The following is a 16,810-nucleotide window of genomic DNA, read 5'->3' as shown; positions in this document are numbered from 1 at the left end:
AGAGTATAAACCCGTCAGCCGCATCGATTGACCCTGGATACCGGGGCGGGGTTCAGTATCCGGGCCGTCTGTGTTTCAGCGGATGTCCTGGGCCTTCCACCAGGCGCAGAACTCATCGAGGGCGGTCCACAGACTGACTTTCGGATCGTAATCCAGATAATGCCGGGCGCGACTGATGTCCAGGGTGAAACTTTTGTTCATCACCTGCATGCCCAGACGTGACAGGGTCGGCTCGGGACGCCCGGGCCACAGCTTGCACACACCCTCGTTGAGCGCCGCCACGGCGTAGGCCAGGCCGTAGGAACGGTAGCGGGTCACCTGTGGGACATCCATCTTGCGCATGACGTAATTGACCACATCCCACAACGGAATCGGCGTTCCGTTGCTGATGTTGTAGGCCTTGCCCAACGCCGAGCCGCTGGCCAGCAAGCTGCTGAGCATGGCCTCGTTGAGGTTTTGCACGCTGGTGAAATCCACCTTGTTCAATCCGTTGCCAACGATGGCCAGGCGCCCTTTGCGCTGCATCTTCAACAACCGCGGGAAAATGCTCATGTCGCCGGCGCCGGTCACGAAACGCGGGCGCAGGGCCAGGGTTTCCAGGCCGAACTCCTGGGCACCGAAGACTTTCTGCTCGGCCAGGTACTTGGTCGCGGCGTACGGATGCTTGAAGCGTTTGGGCACCTGTTCCTCGGTCAATCCGAGGTGATCGCGCCCGTCGAAGTAGATCGATGGCGAGGACAGATGCACCAACCGCCGCACGCGCTGCTTGAGACAGGCCTCGACCACGTTCTCGGTGACCTGCACGTTGCCCTGATGAAAGTCCTGATAACGCCCCCACACCCCCACCGCGCCGGCGCAATGCACCACTGCCTCGACATCGGCACACAGGTCGCGCGCCAGTTGCGGGTCGCTCAAGTCGCCCTGGACGAATTCGGCGCCACGACGCACCAGGTGGTCGACGCTTTCGGCCCGGCGACCGTTGACCCGTACTTCCAGGCCCTGCTCCAGGGCAAAACGCGCAAAGCGTCCGCCGATGAAGCCGCTTGCGCCGGTGACCAGAATCTTCATGTAGTGCTCCGAATATTTCGTTTTGCGTAGTGCGTGAGGTCTTGACGCTGCGGCTCAGTCCAACGGCACGAGCCATTGCTTCGATGAGCGCACCAATTGATCGGTCAGCAGCCCCAGCAACTGCCCGCCATTGCGCCAATGATGCCAGTACAGCGGGACATCGATGGGCTTATCTGGCAACAGCTCGCGTAAAACCCCGCGTTTCAACTGCTCGCGAACCTGCAGTTCAGGCGCCAGGCCCCAGCCCAGACCGGCTTCGGCCAGGCGAATGAAACCTTCGGATGACGGGCATAGATGGTGCTCGAAGCCACCGTCGACCCCGAGTGAGGCAAGGTAGCGATGCTGCAGGAAATCGTCCGGGCCAAATACCAGGGCTGGCGTTTTCGACAACTGTTCGGCCCGCACGCCCTGAGGGAAGTGCCGGTCGATGAACGCCGGGCTGGCCAGCGCACGATAACGCATGGCGCCCAGCAACACGCTGCGCCCGCCGGCCACCGGACGTTCACTGGCACACAGGCACGCGGCCACTTCACCGGCCCGCATGCGCTTGAGGCCGACGGTCTGATCTTCGACCACCAGGTCCAGGAGCACCTGTTGCTCGGCGCAAAAGTCACCGACCGCATCGGCCCACCACGTGGCGAGGCTGTCGGCGTTGAGGGCGATGCGCAGGCGTTCCGGCAAGCCTTCCTCGTCCAGTGCCGGGACCAGGGTTTGCAGGTCGCGTTCGAGCAGGCGCACTTGCTGCACATGGTTGAGCAGACGTCGGCCGATATCGGTCGGTGCCGGTGGCGTGGCGCGCACCAACACCGGCTGGCCAACCCGTGCTTCCAGCAACTTGATGCGCTGGGAGATGGCCGACTGCGATAAACCGAGCACCTGGGCGGCCCGTTCGAAACCGGCCTGTTCGATCACCGCCGCCAGGGCCGAGAGCAATTTATAGTCGAACATCAGTTTTCCTAATGAGCAATCAGCAGGATTGGTTTTTCTTATACAGCCTGCGGACGGAGAATGGCCAGCAAGAACTTTTGAAAGGAACACCCGTATGGCTGGCGAAACATCACTGGCAACCCTTTTGCGAAGCATGAGCCCGCAACTCAACGCCGGCGAATACGTGTTCTGCACGTTGCGCGACGGTCGGTTGCCGGACGGCCTGGAGATCATCGGCAGTTTTCGCGAACAGGAAGGCCTGACGGTGATCCTGCAGCGCTCCCATGCTGAACAGGCCGGGTTCGACTTCGACTACGTCGCCGCCTGGATCACCCTGAACGTGCACTCGGCGCTGCAAGCCGTCGGCCTGACGGCCGCCTTCGCCACGGCGCTGGGCCAGGCAGGCATCAGCTGCAACGTGATCGCCGGTTACTACCACGACCATTTGTTCGTCGGCCAGGCCGATGCCGAACGCGCCATGCAGGTGTTGCGCGACCTGGCAGCCAACGCGGAGTAATCGTCTATGTGGCAAAGCTATGTGAACGGCCTGTTGGTGGCCGCCGGACTGATCATGGCGATCGGCACGCAGAACGCCTTCGTATTGGCCCAGAGCCTGCGTCGCGAACATCACCTGCCGGTGGCGGCACTTTGCGTCGTCTGCGATGCGCTGCTGGTGGCCGCCGGTGTGTTCGGCCTGGCGACCGTGCTGGCGCACAACCCGACCCTGCTCGCGGTCGCCCGCTGGGGCGGTGCAGCGTTTCTGATCTGGTACGGCAGCCTCGCGCTGCGTCGGGCCTGCTCGAAACAGAGCCTGCAACAGGGGGAAAACCAGACCGTTCGCTCCCTGCGCGCGGTCATGCTCAGCGCCCTGGCGGTGACCTTGCTCAACCCGCACGTCTATCTGGATACGGTGTTGCTGATCGGTTCCCTCGGCGCCCAGCAGACCGAGCCCGGCGCGTACGTCGTCGGCGCGGCCAGTGCGTCGTTGCTGTGGTTCTTCACCCTGGCGCTGGGGGCCGCCTGGCTGGCCCCGTGGCTGGCCCGGCCGAGCACCTGGCGGATTCTCGACCTGTTGGTGGCGGTGATGATGTTTACCGTGGCGGCTCAACTGATCGTGAGTGCCTGATTTATTCCAAAAGGCTCTGGAACCTCTATCCCACACAGTTGTTGCGTGGTTATGCCGCACCCCCGGTGCTATGATCCGGTCGATGCGCCGCAAAGAGTACAAACTCCTGGCGCTTTGTCGGGCCGCCCGTGATCGGCCTTGCGACCACCGCAAACTGACCTGATTAGGAGAATGATCATGGCTTTCGAATTGCCGCCGCTGCCTTACGCCCACGATGCCCTGCAGCCGCACATTTCCAAGGAAACCCTGGAATACCACCACGACAAGCACCACAACACCTACGTCGTGAACCTGAACAACCTGGTGCCTGGCACCGAGTTCGAAGGCAAGACCCTGGAAGAAATCGTCAAGTCTTCCTCGGGCGGTATCTTCAACAACGCCGCTCAAGTGTGGAACCACACCTTCTACTGGAACTGCCTGGCGCCAAACGCCGGCGGTCAACCAACCGGCGCACTGGCTGAAGCGATCAATGCAGCCTTCGGTTCGTTCGACAAGTTCAAGGAAGAGTTCAGCAAGACTTCCATCGGCACTTTCGGTTCCGGTTGGGGCTGGCTGGTGAAAAAGGCTGACGGTTCCCTGGCCCTGGCCAGCACCATCGGCGCCGGCAACCCGCTGACCAACGGCGACACCCCGCTGCTGACCTGCGACGTCTGGGAACACGCTTACTACATCGACTACCGCAACGTTCGTCCGAAATACGTCGAAGCGTTCTGGAACCTGGTCAACTGGAAATTCGTGGCTGAGCAATTCGAAGGCAAGACCTTCACTGCTTAAGCTCGACGCCAGTCGAAAAACCCGGCCTTGGCCGGGTTTTTTTATGGGGTTTGGAAAGCGCAATGGGGGGTGTCAGCAATCCAGCGTTTCGTTGACGACCACCGCGAACAGTCGAGTGTCGACCGCTCTTACTGAGTGTCGGGGTGCATCCGCCAGAACAGGGAAGGCTGTGAGGCCGCCTTCGCTGACAAACCAGCGCCCACAGGGGACCGAGTACAGCCGCAAAAAATGGAGAGTGTCTGGCCGGCCTCTTTCGCGAGCAGGCTCGCTCCCACAGGATGAGCCCACCAAACCAACCAAAACACCAAACCGAGCGTTAGCTCGCCTTGCAAGCTTTTGATGTTGCTTTTGATCCACCCGCCCCTTCGGAAGGCTGAGTGGAGGCATTCATCCGGGGAGTGGGCGCACAGCGCCGTGCGGCGAAGCCGCACACATCGAAAGGAGGTGCAGCGCAGCAAACCGGAGGCGATGTCCCCGGATGGATGCCGGAGCGAAGGTACGCCGAGCCCAAGCGAGGGGCCGGACGCTTGGGGCGAGACTTTTTGGTTACTTTTTTGGCGTTTGAAAAAAGTGACCCGCTGTAAGAGCGGAGCCATAAGTAGCCGTTACCGCAGCAATGGATATGTACGCTACCAAGAACATGGCAGTCCATAAGACCGCCTTCGCTGGCAAGCCAGCTCCCACAGGAGACTGGGTACAGCCGCGACATGGAGACCACCCGGTCGGCCGCCTCGCGAGCAGGCTCGCTCCCACACTCATTCCAACTCCCTACACATGCCGAAAATGAAACCCGCCCACAGCCCCTTGCTCCAACGCCATAGCCGTCTAACATCAAACTGAAGGAAAATAAGCTGACCCGCCCCTCAAGTTGAAGGACTCGACTACCGAAACAGTACTAATCAGCGCAAATACGCCAGGCAACAGCATTTCGGCCAACCCCACAGGTAAATGTTCCTGTGTTCGATTGTCCCTTTGACTGCCATCACGGGATTGCCAATACTCATGGCAACTTGATGCTACCTGCACGGAACAAGGAATGACTCTTTGAAGCTGGAACTCAAGAACAGCTTGTCGGTGAAGTTGCTCCGGGTCGTGCTCCTGTCGGCATTGATCGTCGGCGTGGTCTTGAGCTGCGCACAGATCGTTTTCGATGCCTATAAAACACACCAGGCCGTGGCCAGTGATGCCCAGCGCATCCTCGACATGTTTCGCGACCCCTCGACCCAGGCCGTCTACAGCCTGGACCGGGAAATGGGCATGCAGGTCATCGAAGGCCTGTTTCAGGATGATGCCGTGCGCCAGGCGTCCATCGGCCACCCCAATGAAGCCATGCTCGCGCAAAAGTCCCGCGATCTGCAGGTCTCCAACAGCCGCTGGCTGACGGACCTTATCCTGGGCAAGGAGCGCACGTTTACCACCCAACTGGTCGGTCGTGGCCCCTACAGCGAGTACTACGGCGACCTGAGCATCACCCTCGACACCGCCACCTACGGGCAGGGGTTCATCGTCAGCTCGGTGATCATCTTCATTTCCGGCGTGCTGCGTGCCTTGGCCATGGGCCTGGTGCTGTACCTGGTCTATCACTGGCTGCTGACCAAGCCGCTGTCGCGCATCATCGAGCACCTGACCGAAATCAACCCGGACCGTCCCAGCGAGCACAAGATCCCGCAGCTCAAGGGTCACGAAAAAAACGAACTGGGGATCTGGATCAACACCGCCAACCAGTTGCTCGAATCCATCGAGCGCAACACGCACCTGCGCCACGAGGCGGAAAACAGCCTGCTGCGCATGGCTCAGTACGATTTCCTCACCGGCCTGCCGAACCGCCAGCAATTGCAGACGCAACTGGACAAGATCCTGGTCGACGCCGGCAAACTGCAACGCCGGGTCGCGGTGTTGTGTGTGGGCCTGGATGACTTCAAGGGCATCAACGAACAGTTCAGCTATCAGACCGGCGACCAACTGCTGCTGGCCCTCGCCGACCGTCTGCGTGCCCACAGCGGTCGTCTCGGCGCCCTTGCCCGCCTCGGCGGCGACCAGTTCGCACTGGTCCAGGCCGATATCGAACAACCCTACGAAGCGGCGGAGCTGGCACAGAGCATTCTCGATGACCTGGAAGCGGCATTTGCCCTCGATCATCAAGAGATCCGCCTGCGCGCCACCATCGGTATCACCCTGTTCCCGGAGGACGGTGACAGCACGGAAAAACTGCTGCAAAAGGCCGAGCAGACCATGACCCTGGCCAAGACCCGCTCGCGCAACCGTTATCAGTTCTACATCGCCAGCGTCGACACCGAGATGCGTCGCCGTCGCGAGCTGGAAAAAGACCTGCGCGATGCCCTGGCCCGGGATCAGTTCTACCTGGTCTATCAACCCCAGATCAGCTACCGCGATCATCGCGTGGTGGGCGTCGAGGCATTGATACGCTGGCAACATCCCGAGCACGGACTGGTGCCGCCCGACTTGTTCATCCCGCTGGCCGAGCAGAACGGCACCATCATCGCCATCGGCGAGTGGGTGTTGGACCAGGCGTGCAAACAACTGCGCGACTGGCACGACCAGGGCTTCACCGAACTGCGCATGGCGGTGAACCTGTCGACCGTGCAACTGCACCACGCCGAGTTGCCGCGGGTGGTCAACAACCTGCTGCAAATGTACCGCCTGCCGCCGCGCAGCCTGGAACTGGAAGTCACCGAAACCGGCCTGATGGAAGACATCAGCACCGCCGCCCAGCACCTGCTGAGCCTGCGCCGCTCCGGCGCGTTGATCGCCATCGACGACTTCGGCACCGGCTACTCCTCTCTGAGTTACCTCAAAAGCCTGCCGCTGGACAAGATCAAGATCGACAAGAGCTTCGTTCAGGACCTGCTCGATGACGACGACGACGCGACCATCGTTCGCGCCATCATCCAGCTGGGCAAGAGCCTGGGCATGCAGGTGATTGCCGAAGGCGTGGAAACCGCCGAGCAGGAGGCCTACATCATTTCCGAAGGCTGTCACGAAGGTCAGGGCTACTTCTACAGCAAACCCCTGCCGGCACGGGAACTGGGCGCCTACATGAAGCAGGCCCAGCGCAGTAACGCAGCGATTTTGTAATCGCTGCGCAAGCGTGCCCGCTCGGAATGGACGTCAACGATACCCGTCCCCCCGGCGCACCACGGCGCCGTGCGGCTCATCGCAAGCAGGCTCGCTCCCCACACGGCACCCGTGAATGGGAAATATTTCCAGCTACAACCCTTTACACATAATGCGAAAGATTTGCATTATGTGGCAGTTTTGCGCGCCGGGCGCGCCATTCCACCCCCTCTCGAAGCAGGATGTTCGCCATGATTCGTATGCCTCTGGCTACCGCCAGTCTGTTGGCCATCGCTATTTCCCTCGCCGGTTGTGGCGAAGGTAAAGACAAAGAAAAAGCTGCCGCACCTGCGCCGGCTGCCAGCACTGCCGCTGCCCCGGCTGCTCCAGCCGCCGCACCTGCCGCCGCCGGCAAAGTCGATGAAGCGGCCGCCAAGGCCGTTGTCGCGCATTACGCCGACATCGTCTACGCCGTTTACAGCGATGCCGAATCCACCGCGAAAACCCTGCAAACCGCCGTCGACGCGTTCCTCGCCAAGCCGAACGCCGACACCCTCAAAGCCGCCAAGGCAGCCTGGGTCGCCGCACGCGTCCCTTACCTGCAGAGCGAAGCATTCCGTTTCGGCAACACCATCATCGACGACTGGGAAGGTCAGGTGAACGCCTGGCCCCTGGACGAAGGCCTGATCGACTACGTCGACAAATCCTACGAGCACGCCCTGGGTAACCCGGGTGCCACGGCCAACATCATCGCCAACACCGAAATCCAGGTGGGCGAAGACAAGATCGACGTGAAGGACATCACGCCGGAAAAACTCGCCAGCCTCAACGAGCTGGGCGGTTCCGAAGCCAACGTCGCCACCGGCTACCACGCCATCGAATTCCTGCTCTGGGGCCAGGACCTGAACGGCACCGGCCCTGGCGCCGGCAACCGTCCGGCTTCGGACTACCTGGAAGGTGCCGGCGCCACCGGCGGCCACAACGATCGTCGTCGCGCCTACCTCAAGGCGGTGACCCAGCTGCTGGTCAGCGACCTGGAAGAAATGGTCGGTAACTGGAAGCCGAACGTGGCCGACAACTATCGCGCCGTCCTGGAAGCCGAACCGGCCGAAGCCGGCCTGCGCAAAATGCTGTTCGGCATGGGCAGCCTGTCCCTGGGCGAACTGGCGGGCGAGCGCATGAAGGTGTCCCTGGAAGCCAATTCGCCGGAAGACGAACACGATTGCTTCAGCGACAACACCCACTACTCGCAGTTCTACGATGCCAAGGGCATCCGCAACGTGTACCTGGGCGAATACACCCGCGTCGACGGCACCAAGATGACCGGCGCCAGCCTGTCTTCCCTGGTGGCCAAGGCCGATCCGGCCGCCGACAGCGCGCTGAAAGCCGACCTGGAAGCCACTGAAGCGAAGATGCAGGTCATCGTCGATCACGCCCTCAAGGGTGAGCACTATGACCAGTTGATCGCCGCCGGTAACGCCGCTGGCAACCAGATCGTGCGCGACGCCATCGCCTCCCTGGTCAAGCAGACCGGCTCAATCGAAGCGGCCGCTGGCAAACTGGGCATCACTGACCTGAACCCGGACAACGCCGACCACGAGTTCTGATCGATTCCGCTCAGCAACGCGTCCAGAAAAAGCCCCGAATGTTCGGGGCTTTTTTTATCCCGCCCGCCCCGCCTCAAGTGCGGAAGATGAAGATTTCCACCGCCGCGCCGGCGACGGGCAGACGAACACCCCCTACCAGCGCCACAAGATCCCCACGGGCCTGGGCCTGAGTCACCAGGTTGCGGCTCACCGTGTCCATCAGGTTGAGCTGCGGCACCGCGTGCGCGCTGCCATCGACCACGTCGCCGAGCACCCGGCGCAACGACAGCCAATACACCCGCGAATGCCCTGGCCAACGGAACAACAGCTCAGAGCCCAGACGATAACCGGCAATCATCTGGTATCCGCTGCCGACCAGCCGTTGGCTCAACAACAGCCGCAAGGACTCTTCGGTGGCGGACCGCATCACCGTGTGCAGCAGGCTTTCCGCTCCGACGGACTTCAGCTCAAGGCGATTGAAGGCAGCGCTTGGGTCCCGCAGCAGCCACTGCCCGGCGGCGCTTCTCGGCGTGACCGGCAACAGCGCCAACGGATCACCCGGCATTGCAGGCGCCGACGATCGCCTGCTCCAGGCCTTCAACGTGCGCCAAACGCTGGCGATACCCGACGCGGTCAGGCCGTTGGGGTTCGCCTGGTCGAACAGCGTCTGGGCAATGTGTTGCTGACTGGCCGGGCCGAACGTGGCAAACGAGTCCCCCACGTAGCGGCTGATGGTCTTCTCGAACAGCAGGCTGGACGAATTGATCCAGCGTTGATCGGCTGCGGCAAAAAAAACCGATCGCGGCTGGTTGTGCATATCCGTCCAGATCATGTGCTCGAACTGCGCGAAGCTGTTGATGTCGAGCCGGTCGTCGAACATGAACGCCAGATGCGGTGTCGCGTGATCTCCCGATGGCAGGATCGGGTAATAGCGCTCGTCGATCTTGATGTAGTCGCGTCCCACCCGCCCCGGATCGCCACCGGTGCGCCGGTAGATGCCGAACTCGGTATTGTGCAGATTCAGATCCGACGCCTCGATCCGTTGCCCCCAGTCGAGAAACCGTTCACCGGGCGCCCGGCCAGGCATCGATGGCGATGGCGAGGGCGCACGCGGTTGGCTCGGACCTGCCCTCGGCACCGCCGGTGCGGACGGCTCGACAGCCACCCCGCCCCCGGAAAAACCGCTGGGCGTGCCATGTCCCGACAACCGCATGCGCAGGAGCGAGTCGCTGACCCGCAGGTAACGATTGAACGAGTCCAACGCCAGCCCTGAACCCAGGTGCTGGACAAAACTGAGCCCCAACTCGATCTCCCGGCCTCGCGGAAAGGCGAATGACTCGAACACATGGCGGGCTTGCGCTTCACTGAGGAAGGGATACAGGTCCCGCAGCGCCTCCTGGGGCGAAACCCCGCCCAGCCCCGGCGCGTCGGGGTGGGTGCCGATCTCCCATTGTCCCTTGGACGTGCGGCGGATCGGCGCGTAATGCATCTGCAACGGTTTGCGCGCATCCCGGATTCGCCACGCCTCTTCGAAACCCTCGTCAATGATCGAATACCAGTGTTTGCGGTCATTGAGGAAGTACTGCCGGGCGTTACCCTCTTTCGAGCGCTTGCTGTAGATGCCCTTGCCTTCCCAACCGCTGAGCTCGACCACGCCCTGCGGTTTTTCCCTCAGGGCCATTTGCGGATTCAGGCTTCGACCACTCGCATCGGCGGTGGCGACACCCGCGCCCGTGCCGCGCAGAATCGATGCCGCCATCACCCCATCGATCAACACCCCGGTAAATTCCGCCAGGGCCCGGACAATGTGGTGCGCCGCGCCGGCACGGTCGCCGATCTGCGCGGCATCCACCGCGTTGAACACCGAGATCAGGCTCCTGGCGACGCCGACGGGCAGCGTGACATGCACCGGCAGCACCATGCTCAACACATCGGCCACGGTAGTGGCGATGAGCAGCCCGGTCTCGACATTGGTCTGGTGCGTGGTCGTGACCTGGGCCGCTGCATCGTTGATCGCGAAATTCGCTTCGACCTCGTACGCGTCTTCGAAGAGGTTGCCGGCGATACCGGTCATGTTGACCGTCGAGACATCGCCGCGGCCCTTGAGGGTCGCCAGTACCTGAGCCTGGTAGGCCCGATCCACGCGCCCTGCCAGATAGTCGCGCCAGGAACTGTTGTGCACGAAGTCGACCATCAGGCGTTCTTTGCGATACTCATGAAACACCCGGCCGCCCGGGGCTCCCGGGGTGTAAACCACGACCGAACCAACCCCGGCCGAAGCCGTGGCGAACAACAGCACACCGCGCACCCGTTGGCCGCGCAGCTGCAGGTACTGAACGACGACCCGATGACCTTCCACGGTTTGGCGCTGGTCGTTGTCCACCGGCGCATCGAGAACCACTTGCACCCAATGGAAGCCGCGCGCCAGGCGGTCGGGGAGAAAATCGCCGTTGATTCTGGCCTCGATGGCATCCAGTCGCAGTTGCCGCTCGATCAAGCCGGCGAACGACTGCTTGCGGGCAAGCGCCGCCGGCGAGCTGACCAGGCTCGACTTGAGAAAATCCTGATAGGCCTGACCGACGTTGGTGCTGCGGATCAGGTCCTTGACTTGCTGGAGGGTCAAATCGTTGTAGGCCTTCGCCGCTTCGGTTGTCGGCGCCCTGGTAGCGTCGGCCTTTTCCGGTGGATCGGCCTCGGCGGTTTTCACACTCAGCCGGGTGTAACGCGTGAAGTTGTGGTCAATGCCGGAGAGGTTATCCAGCGCCAGCTCCGTCAATGTCCGCTGTCGATGCTTGAAGCGAAAATCACCCGGGTTGCGGATGGAGGTGCCGGGGGCTCCGGCGGGGATTGAGTTGATCGGCAGTTCGGGCTCGCGGGTGTGCACGACGATATCGTCCGGGTTCACGGCCAAGCCATACTGGGTTTCAAGCGCCGCGCGCAACTGCCGGTTGCTGTAGACCAACAGCTCGCGCCGGTCACTGAACTGGGCCAAGGACGGCAGGCCTTCATATTCCGGCAAGCTGGCCAGCGCCTCCGTGTAGTGCCTGAAAGCAAGGGCCCAGGCTTCCTGATCGGAACGGCTCGCGCCTTGCAGAAACGCGCTCAGGCGGGCCTTGCATTGCTTCCTGAGCCTGGCTTCCAGAATCGGCTGGACCTCGAAGGCGCGACGCGGGTCGGCCACCCGGTCGATGGCGCCCGGCATGTTCGCCATGTCCGCGTGCACGCCTTGCTTCACGTAGCGAGCGAAGGTCGATACGAGGTTCTCGGCGATGCCTTGGCATTGCGACTCGATGCTGTAATCGAAGGGAGAATCCAGGCGTTCGAGGTATTCCACCCGATCCCGCTCGGGTGCCTGCTGCTGGAGGGCCAGCACCCGTGCCCGGTCCTTGTCGGCCACCAGGGCCAGCAGCGTGGCGAACTCGATGGCGTGACTCACGCGTCGATGCAACTCGCGGTCAAGACTGGCCAGCGAGTCGAAGGCTTCCAGACCGTTGTTCGGGGTAAACAGCAACACGGCGCCGACGTTAGCGTTGCGCTCGACGGGCCGGACCTGCGGGGCGGTCACCTCACTTTCCCATTGCACCCGGGCATGCTGCGGGTCCCGCGATGTCAGGATAAATGCACCGTGCAGGGTTATTGCGTCGGCCTCTGCGTCCTGCAGGGCAACGGCGTACACGCAGGGACGAGCATCCTCCAGGGTCTGCCGGGACTGTGCATCCGGATGGCGCAGGACCGTTTCGAACAGGGTCACGGCGCTGGCGCTGAGCAAACCGTCGACCTTGAGCAGGGCCACTTCGGTTTTCAGTTGTTCGATACGCGTCGCCACCAGCCACTGCCGGTAAGTGCGCGCATCGGTCGGGCTGCAGGGCTGCGCCCAGTAACGCTGCATATAGCGGTTGAATTGCGCGGGCAACCCGCCTGCCAACTGATCGAGAAAGGCATCGAACGCTGGCGGCTGGAGCGCGGTGTACGGCAGCGCCTCACCCCCCACCTCGGAGGCGCGTTCGAAGCGCACCTTGCGTGAGGCGTAGTTTGAAGCCTGCCCGCTGACGATCCGCCGCACCACCGCGTCCATCAGGCTCGGCGGCAGGGGCTGCGGGCCGGCGTCCCTGTTGGCGCAAGCGTTGGCCGGCTTATCGGCGCAGGACTCGGCCTGCGGCGGCTCATCACTGTTGATAAAGTTGCGCAGCAGGTCGGGAGCGGGTGTCAGGCCGGGGAAGTGTTTGGCGAAAGCCTCGCCGACGAACGCGTGGAAATGGGGCCTGGCGGCCAACCGCTCGGCGATCTGCACGTCCAGCGCGGACAGGCGTTCCTGCAAGGTCGTCTGAGCAGGGCTGACGCGGGCGGACGCCAAGGCGGTCCGCGCTGAGGTTTGAACTTCATGCTGCATGGCGCAAAACTCCGGGAAAAGATCACCGGCATCCTGCCCGCGCGCCATTGACCGGGTGCGGTACATATCTATCCCTTGCCCATCCCTTGCGCAGGGTCAAGCAAACGATAATTCCTCTTATTCAATCCGCCCTGCCCTGTTAGACTTTGCGCCCTTGTTTTGCTCGTCTTGCAGGATGTCTGATGCCTTCGCTGCTTCTTCGCTTGTCCGCGCTGTTTCTGGCCTTGGGCCTGAGTGCCTGCGATGACGCCCCGCGTTTCACCCAAGCCGAACCGGGTGAAGCCCGGTCCGGTGGCAGCACGACCGTGCGCAAGACTGACCAGAATGCGTTTTCCCTGCCCTCCGCCAACCTGCCGCCGTCCAGGCGCGTGGACTTCAGCGTCGGCAACAGTTTCTTCCGCAACCCCTGGGTGATCGCCCCGTCGACCACCACCGCGCGGGACGGCCTTGGTCCCTTGTTCAACACCAACGCCTGCCAGAACTGCCACATCAAGGACGGTCGCGGCCATCCACCCGCGCCCGATGCCAGCAACGCAGTGTCGATGCTGGTACGCCTGTCGATACCCGATGCGCCGGGCTACGCGAAGGTCATCGAACGCCTCGGCGTGGTCCCGGAACCGGTCTACGGCGGGCAATTCCAGGACATGGCCATCCCCGGCGTCGTCCCGGAAGGCAAGGTGCGGGTCGACTACACACCCGTGACGATGCGCTTCAAGGACGGCACCGAGGTGGAGTTGCGCCAACCCAGCCTGAACATCACCCAGCTGGGCTATGGCCCAATGCATCCGGACACGCGTTTTTCCGCGCGGGTCGCGCCGCCGATGATCGGCCTGGGCTTGCTCGAAGCCATCCCCGAGGAAGCGATCCTGGCCAATGCCAGGGCACAGGCAAAAGACAACAACGGCATCGCCGGCCGGCCGAACCAGGTCTGGGATGATGCCGAGCAGAAAACCGTCCTCGGTCGATTTGGCTGGAAGGCCGGGCAACCGAATCTCAATCAACAGAACGTTCACGCGTTTTCCGGTGATATGGGCCTCACGACCCGTCTCAGGCCCTTCGATGACTGCACCGACGCGCAGACCGCCTGCAAGCAGGCGCCCAATGGCAATGGCCAGGATGGCGAACCGGAAGTCAGCGACAACATCCTGCGCCTGGTGCTGTTCTACAGCCGCAACCTCGCCGTACCGGCCCGCCGCGATGTCGGCGCGCCTGAGGTGCTGGCCGGCAAAAACCTGTTTTTCCAGGCCGGTTGCCAGTCCTGCCACACCCCCCAGTACACCACCGCCGCCAACGCCGCCGAGCCTGAACTGGCCAATCAGGTGATTCGTCCCTACAGCGATCTGCTGCTGCACGACATGGGCGACGGCCTGGCCGACAACCGCAGCGAATTCAAGGCCGGTGGCCGCGACTGGCGCACCCCGCCGTTATGGGGCATCGGCCTGACGCAAGCGGTCAGTGGCCACACCCAGTTCCTGCATGACGGCCGCGCCCGCAACCTGCTCGAAGCCGTGCTCTGGCATGGCGGCGAAGCGAAGGCGGCGCAGCAACAGGTTTTGTCTTTCAATGCCGAGCAGCGCGCCGCGTTGCTGGCCTTTTTGAATTCCCTTTAATACGCATTGAATCAGCGGGAGCCTCGCATGTTCCGTCCCAAGTTACTGTTCACCAGCCTTGCCGCCCTCGCCCTCGGCGCTTGCTCACCCCAGGATCCGCAGGCCGTCACCTCGGCGGCCATTGCCAAATCGGTGATCCTGCCGACCTACACCCGTTGGGTCGAGGCTGACCGGCAGTTGGCCGTCAGTGCACTGGCCTATTGCGAAGGCAAGGAAAGCCTCGACACCGCCCGCGCCGATTTCCTCCACGCGCAAAAAGCCTGGGCCGAGCTGCAACCGCTGCTGATCGGTCCACTGGCCGAGGGCAATCGCGCCTGGCAGGTGCAATTCTGGCCGGACAAGAAAAACCTCGTCGGTCGTCAGGTCGAACAACTGGTCAGCGCCCAGCCGCAGATCGATGCCGCGGCCCTCGCCAAGTCCAGCGTGGTGGTTCAAGGGCTGTCCGCCTACGAATACATCCTGTTCGACAGCAAGCCCGATGTGGCCAACGCCGAACAGAAAGCCCGGTACTGCCCACTGCTGATCGCCATCGGCGAGCGTCAGAAACAACTGGCTGAAGAGATCCTCAAAGGCTGGAACAACACCGATGGCATGCTCGCGCAGATGAGCAAGTTTCCGAACCAGCGCTACGCCGATTCCCACGAAGCCATCGCCGACCTGCTGCGGGTGCAGGTCACCGCGCTCGACAGCCTGAAGAAGAAACTCGGCACGCCGATGGGCCGCCAGACCAAGGGCGTGCCGCAACCGTTCCAGGCCGATGCCTGGCGCAGCCAGTCGTCCCTGACCGGCCTTGAAGCCAGCCTCGCCGCAGCCAAAACCGTGTGGGAAGGCGTGGACAACAAAGGCCTGCGCGGCCTGTTGCCGAGTGAGCAGAAACCCCTGGCCGACAAGATCGATGCCGCTTACGCCGCGTCCCTGAAACTGTTCGCCAGCAACCAGCGCTCGCTGACCGAAATGCTCGGCGACGATGCCGGTCGCCAGCAACTCAACGACATCTACGACAGCCTCAACGTCGTCCATCGCCTGCACGAAGGCGAACTGGCCAAGGCGCTGGGCATCCAACTGGGCTTCAACGCCAACGACGGTGACTGATGAGGGCGAGTGCCATGCTGCGACGACAGGCTCTGACGTTAGGTAGTTTGCTGCTGGGCGCAGTGACCCTGGGCGGCTGGAAGCTGTTCAAGCAAAAGGATCACGGCCCGCTGCTGCTCTCGGCGCGGGACGATGGCGATGGCAAGCATTACGCCGTCGGCTATCGGCTGGACGGCACCCAGGTGTTCGCCACCCAGGTCGGCCAGCGCTGCCATGACATCATCGATCACCCGACACGGCCGATTGCCCTGTTCGTCGCCCGGCGCCCCGGCACCGAAAGCTACCTGATCGACCTGCGCGACGGCACGCTGTTGCAGACGGTGGTCTCGCAGCCGAACCGGCATTTCTACGGCCACGCGGTGATCCACAACAGCGGCGACTGGCTCTACGCCACCGAGAACGACACGTCCGATCCGGGGCGCGGTCTGCTCGGTGTGTACCGGTTCGAAGGTGAACGCCTGGTGCACAGCGGCGAGATATCGACCCATGGCATCGGACCGCACCAGGTGTCGTGGCTGCCCGATGGCGAAACCCTGGTGGTGGCCAACGGTGGCATTCGTACCGAGGCCGAAAGCCGGGTCGAGATGAACCTCGATGCCATGGAGCCGAGCCTGGTGCTGATGCAACGCGATGGCACCCTGCTGAGCAAGGAAACCCTCGCGCAGCAGATGAACAGCGTGCGCCACCTGGGCATTGCCAGCGACGGCACCATCGTCGCCGGCCAGCAGTTCATGGGCCCGTCTCACGAATCGTCGGAGTTGCTGGCCATCAAGCGTCCCGGCCAGCCGTTCGTGGCGTTCCCGGTGCCCGAGCATCAATTGCAGGCCATGGGGCATTACACCGCCAGCGTCGCGGTGCACAGCGACCTGCGCCTGGTGGCATTGACGGCGCCCCGGGGCAACCGCTTTTTCATCTGGGACCTGGACAGCGGTGACGTGCGCCTGGATGCGCCACTGCCTGACTGTGCCGGGGTCGGTGCAGTGGCCGATGGCTTTGTCGTGACCTCCGGACAAGGTCGCTGCCGCTACTACGATTGCCGCCAGACAAACCTTGTTGCAAAACCGCTGGAGCTGCCTGCCGGCCTTTGGGACAACCATTTGCATCTGATCTGAAAACGCTGTTTTGCGGTCACTGGAATAGCCTTCGCACAGGGAGTAATGTG

Annotated in this window: 11 protein-coding genes; 8 read left to right on the top strand and 3 right to left on the bottom strand. The window is 62.8% G+C overall.

The window, feature by feature from the left end; genetic code table 11:
* Window positions 1-75: 75 nt before the first annotated feature.
* Both IB249_RS13495 and IB249_RS13490 read right to left on the bottom strand, forming a co-directional pair.
* Window positions 76-1,068 carry an NAD-dependent epimerase/dehydratase family protein gene (locus IB249_RS13495; protein ID WP_192305416.1) on the bottom strand — a complete coding sequence of 331 codons (993 nt, stop codon included), beginning with the start codon at window positions 1,066-1,068 and terminating at the stop codon, window positions 76-78.
* A gap of 54 nt (window positions 1,069-1,122) precedes the next feature.
* Window positions 1,123-2,016, bottom strand: coding sequence for a LysR family transcriptional regulator ArgP (locus tag IB249_RS13490; RefSeq protein WP_192305414.1), 894 nt, complete (start codon window positions 2,014-2,016; stop codon window positions 1,123-1,125).
* 94 nt (window positions 2,017-2,110) lie between these two features.
* Between IB249_RS13490 and IB249_RS13485 the strand changes: the two genes are divergently transcribed.
* The 5 genes from IB249_RS13485 to IB249_RS13465 all read left to right on the top strand — a co-directional run bounded on the left by IB249_RS13485 (window position 2,111) and on the right by IB249_RS13465 (window position 8,577).
* A complete protein-coding gene (locus tag IB249_RS13485) occupies window positions 2,111-2,512 on the top strand; it encodes an ACT domain-containing protein (RefSeq protein ID WP_192305412.1) in 402 nt (133 codons plus the stop codon).
* 6 nt (window positions 2,513-2,518) lie between these two features.
* Window positions 2,519-3,121, top strand: coding sequence for a LysE/ArgO family amino acid transporter (locus IB249_RS13480; protein ID WP_192305410.1), 603 nt, complete (start codon window positions 2,519-2,521; stop codon window positions 3,119-3,121).
* A 177-nt stretch (window positions 3,122-3,298) separates the two neighbouring features.
* Window positions 3,299-3,895, top strand: a complete 597-nt coding sequence (locus IB249_RS13475) for a superoxide dismutase (protein ID WP_065949384.1) — start codon at window positions 3,299-3,301, stop codon at window positions 3,893-3,895.
* Window positions 3,896-4,939: 1,044 nt separating this feature from the next.
* Window positions 4,940-6,991, top strand: coding sequence for a putative bifunctional diguanylate cyclase/phosphodiesterase (locus IB249_RS13470; protein WP_192305408.1), 2,052 nt, complete (start codon window positions 4,940-4,942; stop codon window positions 6,989-6,991).
* A 230-nt stretch (window positions 6,992-7,221) separates the two neighbouring features.
* A complete protein-coding gene (locus IB249_RS13465; RefSeq protein ID WP_192305406.1) occupies window positions 7,222-8,577 on the top strand; it encodes an imelysin family protein in 1,356 nt (451 codons plus the stop codon).
* 73 nt (window positions 8,578-8,650) lie between these two features.
* On the opposite strand, the gene IB249_RS13460 is transcribed toward IB249_RS13465, so the two are convergent.
* Entirely contained in the window at window positions 8,651-12,946 is a 4,296-nt protein-coding gene (locus IB249_RS13460; RefSeq protein ID WP_192305404.1) for a dermonecrotic toxin domain-containing protein, read from the bottom strand.
* 182 nt (window positions 12,947-13,128) lie between these two features.
* On the opposite strand from IB249_RS13460, the gene IB249_RS13455 reads away from it, so the two are divergent.
* From IB249_RS13455 to IB249_RS13445, 3 genes are read left to right on the top strand one after another with little or no spacing between them, the layout of a single operon-like run.
* Window positions 13,129-14,556, top strand: coding sequence for a di-heme oxidoredictase family protein (locus IB249_RS13455; protein WP_192305402.1), 1,428 nt, complete (start codon window positions 13,129-13,131; stop codon window positions 14,554-14,556).
* Between the two features lie 27 nt (window positions 14,557-14,583).
* On the top strand, window positions 14,584-15,648 hold the full coding sequence (locus tag IB249_RS13450; protein ID WP_192305400.1) for an imelysin family protein: 1,065 nt from the start codon (window positions 14,584-14,586) through the stop codon (window positions 15,646-15,648).
* Between the two features lie 14 nt (window positions 15,649-15,662).
* Entirely contained in the window at window positions 15,663-16,760 is a 1,098-nt protein-coding gene (locus tag IB249_RS13445; protein WP_192305398.1) for a DUF1513 domain-containing protein, read from the top strand.
* Window positions 16,761-16,810 lie beyond the last annotated feature (50 nt).

This window comes from Pseudomonas sp. PDM04 (assembly GCF_014851765.1).
Lineage (GTDB): Bacteria > Pseudomonadota > Gammaproteobacteria > Pseudomonadales > Pseudomonadaceae > Aquipseudomonas.
Note: the sequence above shows the minus strand (reverse complement) of the source record. Positions and strands in the feature narration are given on the sequence as shown.

Bases quoted from the DNA above. Each gene is read 5' to 3' on its own strand.
- IB249_RS13495 (WP_192305416.1), bottom strand. From the start codon at position 1,068: ATGAAGATTCTGGTCACCGGCGCAAGCGGCTTCATCGGCGGACGCTTT.
- IB249_RS13490 (WP_192305414.1), bottom strand. From the start codon at position 2,016: ATGTTCGACTATAAATTGCTCTCGGCCCTGGCGGCGGTGATCGAACAG.
- IB249_RS13485 (WP_192305412.1), top strand. From the start codon at position 2,111: ATGGCTGGCGAAACATCACTGGCAACCCTTTTGCGAAGCATGAGCCCG.
- IB249_RS13480 (WP_192305410.1), top strand. From the start codon at position 2,519: ATGTGGCAAAGCTATGTGAACGGCCTGTTGGTGGCCGCCGGACTGATC.
- IB249_RS13475 (WP_065949384.1), top strand. From the start codon at position 3,299: ATGGCTTTCGAATTGCCGCCGCTGCCTTACGCCCACGATGCCCTGCAG.
- IB249_RS13465 (WP_192305406.1), top strand. From the start codon at position 7,222: ATGATTCGTATGCCTCTGGCTACCGCCAGTCTGTTGGCCATCGCTATT.
- IB249_RS13460 (WP_192305404.1), bottom strand. From the start codon at position 12,946: ATGCAGCATGAAGTTCAAACCTCAGCGCGGACCGCCTTGGCGTCCGCC.
- IB249_RS13455 (WP_192305402.1), top strand. From the start codon at position 13,129: ATGCCTTCGCTGCTTCTTCGCTTGTCCGCGCTGTTTCTGGCCTTGGGC.
- IB249_RS13450 (WP_192305400.1), top strand. From the start codon at position 14,584: ATGTTCCGTCCCAAGTTACTGTTCACCAGCCTTGCCGCCCTCGCCCTC.
- IB249_RS13445 (WP_192305398.1), top strand. From the start codon at position 15,663: ATGCTGCGACGACAGGCTCTGACGTTAGGTAGTTTGCTGCTGGGCGCA.